Source organism: Streptomyces bobili, assembly GCF_002154575.1.
Taxonomy (GTDB): Bacteria; Actinomycetota; Actinomycetes; order Streptomycetales; family Streptomycetaceae; genus Streptomyces; species Streptomyces bobili.
In genome coordinates this window covers 1-5216 of sequence record NZ_MUBA01000640.1, presented here as the reverse complement: position 1 = coordinate 5216, position 5216 = coordinate 1, and the positions used below count along the sequence as shown (strand labels likewise).

Genomic DNA, 5216 nt, shown 5'->3' with positions numbered 1-5216 from the left:
GCGCGCAGGACGGACTGGTGACGGGGGAGTAGCGCCCTGCGCGCGCGAGCACAGAGGCGGGGCCGCTACGGCACCACCGTCACCGGCCAGCGCCCCGCCTTCACCAGCCGTACCGCGACCGACCCCACGATCCGGTGGCCGGCCTGCTCCGAGGCGCCGACCACGACCGCGTCGGCCTTCAGCTGGTCCGCGGCCTTCACCAGCCCGTTGTACGGGTCGCCGTGGAAGGTGTGGAACTCCCAGCGGATGTCGAATATCCCGCGGGACCGATCGGTGGCCTCCCGGATCTGCGCCACGATCTCCTGGGCGATCTCGTCGGTCGCCTCCGCCACCGGCGCCCCGAGCGCCGCGCCCGCCGTCATCACCGGCTGCACGTACACCACCGCGAGCAGGGCGCGCTGGCGCCGGGCCAGACCCGCGGCGTAGGCCGCTGCCCGCATCGAGGTGTCGGAGCCGTCCACGCCGACCACGATGACCTTCGGGCCGTCCGTGCCCCGTTCGAACGGGGAAGGGTGCTGTTCCGTCACGGCCAGAGGCTATCGGAAGCCGCCGGTGCCGCCGCCGGGCGGGCTGCCCCGGCCGGTGTGACAGCCGCTGCGCCGAGCGGGTGGATTCATGCCGCCGGGACGGTGTTGTCGTGGTGCGTCGGGGGCCTGCCGGGCGACTGATGACTCATGCAGAAGGATCAGTTGTTCACGCGGCGCGGGGCGTTGCTCGCCGGCGCCGCCGCCGTCGGCGCGGCCGGCACCGCCTCTCTGTTCGCGTGGGGGACGGGCGGTGGGACACCGGTCCGCCCCGGCGCCCCGGCGGCCGGCGCCCCCGCGCACCGCCTTCCGGCGAACTCCTCCGCCTACCGCCTCCAGCCTCTGACCGGCTACGGCCCCCCGCGCACCGCCGCCGCCCGCACCCCCCTGCGCAGCGAACCGCTGCTGCGGGTCGACGGGCGGGGCCGCACCATGGTGCTGACCTTCGACGACGGCCCCGACCCCCGCTACACCCCGGGCATCCTCGACACCCTCGCCGAGTACGACGTGCGCGCCATGTTCTTCGTGTGCGGGGAGATGGCCGCCCACCAACCCGGACTGCTGGCCCGGATGGCCGACGAGGGGCACACCGTCGGCAACCACACCTGGTCCCACCCCCTGCTCACCAAACTCACCCGCCGTCAGATCCGCTCCGAGATGACCCGCACCAGCGAGGTCATTGAGAACGCCTACGGAGAACGGCCCCGCTGGTTCCGCGCCCCTTACGGCGCCTGGAACCGCGCAGCCTTCCAACTGGGCTCCGAACTCGGCATGGAACCCCTCGCCTGGACGGTCGACACCCTCGACTGGACGTCCCCGGGCACCGGCACCATCGTCGACCGGGTCGGGAACGGCGCCGCCCCCGGTGTCGTCGTCCTCTCGCACGACGCCGGGGGCGACCGCAGCCAGAGCGTGCGGGCTCTGCGCCGCTATCTGCCGCGACTCCTGGACTCCGGCTACCACATCACGGTGCCGCGGCGTCAGCCCGCCTAGAGGCAGGCCCATGGGGCGTTCGCCCGCCCGGCCGGGGTCCGTTCAGCGGACCTCGATCAGGCGGGCGAAGGCGACCACATTGCCGTCGTAACCGTTTGCCTTGGAGAAACCGCCGCCGCAGGTGATGACCCGGAGCTCGGGGGAGCCCTTGGAGGCGTAGACGCGGTCGCCGGGGAAGTTGTTCTTCTCGAAGACCTCGATGCCGTAGATCTCGAACACCGCGGTCTTTCCGTCCCGGCGGGCCACCTCGACGTGGTTTCCCTTCTTCAGGGCGCCGAGGCCGTAGAAGACGGCAGGACCCTGCGTGTTGTCGACATGGCCGACGACGACCGCGGTCCCCTTCTCACCGGGTGAGACGGCGCCGGTGAACCAGCCGGCCAGATTCGGGTCCTCCGGGGGCGGTGCCCCGACCCAGCCGTCCGTGTCCAGGCCGACCTGCATGACCGGGGCATCGACCCGGATGGCGGGGATCCGGACCCGGTCGGGCTCCGAGAACGGCAGGGCCTGGACGGCCCCGCCCAAGGTGCCCCGGGCCGTGCGGGCGTCGGCGGCAGCCGCCGAGGCGGGCTGCGGCGGGCCGGCGTCGAACTCCCCCGAACCATTCCGGATGAGCGCGAGACCGGTCAGCAGAACAAGCGCTATCACACCCCAAGGAGCACGCTTCTTCGGCCGCTCCTCCTCTTCCGCCATTCCGGACAGCTCGTACCCAGACATTCGCCATCCCCTTTCGACGCGGCCGTCGCCACGTCCTTTCGCGCATACGAGAACGCTAAGTCCCGCAACGGGAACCGGCGACGGGTCAGCGGCGAACGGGTGGCTCGTACGTCTCGCGGTCCGCCATCCGAGTTGCCGCGCACAGGAATTTTCTGACGGTCCGTGACCTGCGGTGATATCCGATTGTGTGCATTTCCCTCGGCGTGTCCTCTCACCAGGACGGACCATTCCCGAAATGCGGGCGCGCGCGGGGCATCTGAGGGTCGATTCGGGAGGCGTTCTCTCGCCGACAGACCGGGGACGGGCCCCGGGGCGCCTTCCGCGGAGGATCACATGCGAAACACACGCGCCCTGGCGGCCGCGGCCGCGGCGGTCGCCGTCCTGGGGATCGCCGCCCCCGCGGCCGTAGCGGACGGTATGCCGCCCAACCCGGGCAGCCAGAACGACAACACCTGGGTGGACCCCGGGAACAACAACGCCGGGGGCCGTCCGGGCAACAACAACTGGGGCGGAAACAACAACGGCGGTAACGGCAACGACAACGGTGGCGGTAACGGCAACAACAACGGCAACAACGGCAACAACGGCGGTAGCAACGGCAACAACGGCGGTAACAACGGCAACAACGGCGGTAACAACGGCAACAACGGTGGGCACAACGGAAACAACGGCGGAAACAACGGCGGCGGCAACGGGGGCATCTCCCCCAGCAACATCGTCGCGCTGCCCAGCGTCGTCGCCCGCGGCGGTCAACTGACCGTCACCGTCGACGGCTGCCGGGGAGGCGGCACCATGAGCTCGGACGCCTTCCCCACGACCAACCTCAAGCCCGTCAGCGGCGCCAACAACACGGCGCAGGGCACCGCGACGGTCAACAGCAACGCGCGCCCCGGCTCGCACAGCATCACCGTCAACTGCAACGGCCGTACCCTCACCAACCCCACCGCCTTCACCGTCATCGGCGGTGTCCGCGGCGGTCTCGGCGGCAGCAGCTCCAGCGGTGCCACCCCGACCGACATCGCCATCGGCGGCGGACTGGTGGCCGCGGCCGTCATCGGCGGCGGCGTGTTCTGGATGCGCCGGCGCGCCGAGCGCCGCGCCTGACAACATCCGTCACGCCGCCCGTCCTGGCGTCGTGGCGTCCTTCGGAGCACGGACACCACACGTCGCGGGCCTTCGCCCCGGTCCCTTCCAGGGAAACCGGGGCGAAGGCCCGCGATCCGGCCGCTGTCAGGTGCCGTCCTCACCCGAGCGTCGCCGCGAGAAGTGGTACGCCGCACCGACCGACCCGGCGATGAGCGCCGCGCCGAGCCCGATCTCCTTGATGTCGAACCCGGCGACCGTCCCGCCCGCACCGGCCTGCACCCCGCGCGGCACCGGGTAGGGCGCCGGTGTGGGGGAGGCCGGGCGGAGTCCGGCGACGGTGAGTCCGGTCGACCCGCTGGCGCCGTCGCAGGTGAACGTCACCTGGTACACGGCGCCCACCTTGACGTCGTAGTCGACCGTCGTCGTGGCCGATGAGCGGTGCGCGGCGATGTGCACCGAGTCGAAGATCCCCGAGGTGATGGTGACCGCACCCTTGCAGCCGCCGCTGCTCCGGTCGATCTGGAGAGCGACCTGGCCACCCGCCGTGATCGTCGACGGCAGCACGCTGAAGCCGAACGGGGTGACATCACTCTCCGCGGCGACGGCGGGCGGCGTGGAGACGGCCAGGGCGCAGGCGCCCAGCACTGCGGCCGAAGCGACGCGTATCGCGTGCATGGTGATTCCTCCGGTTTCCGAGGAGCAGCCGCGGTGTTTTCCGCTTGCGCCATAAATGCACCTCGATGACCGAAACGCTAGGAACATGTGTGCGCTCCCGCGATCCCTGTCGCGCGAATGGGGTAATGAAAGGGGCGACGGGTGGGCCGGACGGGGGACGGCGTACCCGCGACCGGGGGACGGCATCGGCGTGTCGCTCGCCGTCGCCCCGGGCGGTGCGCTCAGTCCTTGGCGTTCGGGAAGAGCCGCAGGAAGGGCTCGGACGACGCGGTGATGCCCCGGCTGTAGGGCGCGTCGAAGTCCCAGATCAGGAACAGCAGGAAAGCGATCAGCGCGGAGAACAGCCCCGCCAGGATCAGCTCGCGGGTGGTGCGGCGGATCTGGAGCGCGAAGACCATGCCGATGGTGATCGCGGCGCCGGCGAGGAGTCCGAACCACACCACGCCGGGCATGGTCTCCCCGGTCGAGCCGGCCCGGTTGTTGCGGGCCTGGTCGGCGGCGGCCAGCTGGTCGAGGAGCGGCTGATAGGCCTGCGCCTCGAAGTCGGAGGCCGGCTGGTAGTCGGTGAGGTCGGTGCGGAGCCGTTCGATGAGTTCGTCGCCGCGTTCGGTCACCTCGCCCTTGTCGGCCATGGCCTTCCACTCGGCGGTGACGACGTGCGAGACATAGGCGTCGACGTCCCCCCGGACGCGGTCCCGGACATCGGCCGGGTACACCCGTACCCGCTCCGAGATCTCGTGCAGCGACTGGGCCTCCGCCTGGACGTGGTCCTGGGCGATGCTGCGGGCCTCCCAGACGCCGGCGATCGCCAGGCCCAGGACGATGGCGTACACCACGCCGATCCACATCGTCATGTACTCGATGACGTCCGGAGTCTCGGACGGGTCCTCGTCTTCGGACGCGGTGCGGTGCCGGACGAAGGTGACGGCGACCACCACCGCGCACGCGGCGAGCATCGCGAGGGTGAGAACAAGCCATTCCGGCAAGAGATGCCTCCTGGAGGGGCGTCAGCGGGGCCGCAGGGCGGCGACGGCGATGACCGCGGGCACGGTGATGAGCAGGACGTAGGTGACCGGCGACTGGTGGTGCCGGACGGGCGCCCGGCGCTGCTGCGCGTGGTACGCCGGGTAGCTCACGGGCGACACGGACGGCCGCGGCGTGGGCTCGGGTGCCGGTGTGGGCGTGGGGGGTGGCCGTCTCTTATACACACCTGACGCTGCCGAC

General features: G+C 71.2%; 6 protein-coding genes and 1 pseudogene. 2 read left to right on the top strand and 5 right to left on the bottom strand.

Annotation, left to right across the window (positions count from 1 at the left end; translation table 11 throughout):
* Positions 1 to 65: 65 nt before the first annotated feature.
* Entirely contained in the window at positions 66 to 527 is a 462-nt protein-coding gene (locus BZL64_RS35335; RefSeq protein ID WP_086773142.1) for a universal stress protein, read from the bottom strand.
* 147 nt (positions 528 to 674) lie between these two features.
* On the opposite strand from BZL64_RS35335, the gene BZL64_RS35330 reads away from it, so the two are divergent.
* Positions 675 to 1517, top strand: coding sequence for a polysaccharide deacetylase family protein (locus tag BZL64_RS35330; RefSeq protein ID WP_086773141.1), 843 nt, complete (start codon positions 675 to 677; stop codon positions 1515 to 1517).
* Positions 1518 to 1559: 42 nt separating this feature from the next.
* On the opposite strand, the gene BZL64_RS35325 is transcribed toward BZL64_RS35330, so the two are convergent.
* Positions 1560 to 2231, bottom strand: coding sequence for a class F sortase (locus BZL64_RS35325; protein ID WP_086773140.1), 672 nt, complete (start codon positions 2229 to 2231; stop codon positions 1560 to 1562).
* A 702-nt stretch (positions 2232 to 2933) separates the two neighbouring features.
* On the opposite strand from BZL64_RS35325, the pseudogene BZL64_RS41630 reads away from it, so the two are divergent.
* Positions 2934 to 3335, top strand: a pseudogene (locus BZL64_RS41630) (hypothetical protein); the annotation flags it as partial.
* Between the two features lie 126 nt (positions 3336 to 3461).
* Here BZL64_RS41630 and BZL64_RS35315 read toward each other — a convergent pair.
* From BZL64_RS35315 to BZL64_RS41995, 3 genes are all read right to left on the bottom strand, one after another.
* A complete protein-coding gene (locus BZL64_RS35315) occupies positions 3462 to 3992 on the bottom strand; it encodes a hypothetical protein (RefSeq protein ID WP_086773139.1) in 531 nt (176 codons plus the stop codon).
* Between the two features lie 221 nt (positions 3993 to 4213).
* Positions 4214 to 4978 carry a bestrophin-like domain gene (locus BZL64_RS35310; protein ID WP_086773138.1) on the bottom strand — a complete coding sequence of 255 codons (765 nt, stop codon included), beginning with the start codon at positions 4976 to 4978 and terminating at the stop codon, positions 4214 to 4216.
* Positions 4979 to 4999: 21 nt separating this feature from the next.
* Positions 5000 to 5128 carry a hypothetical protein gene (locus tag BZL64_RS41995; protein ID WP_266465671.1) on the bottom strand — a complete coding sequence of 43 codons (129 nt, stop codon included), beginning with the start codon at positions 5126 to 5128 and terminating at the stop codon, positions 5000 to 5002.
* Positions 5129 to 5216 lie beyond the last annotated feature (88 nt).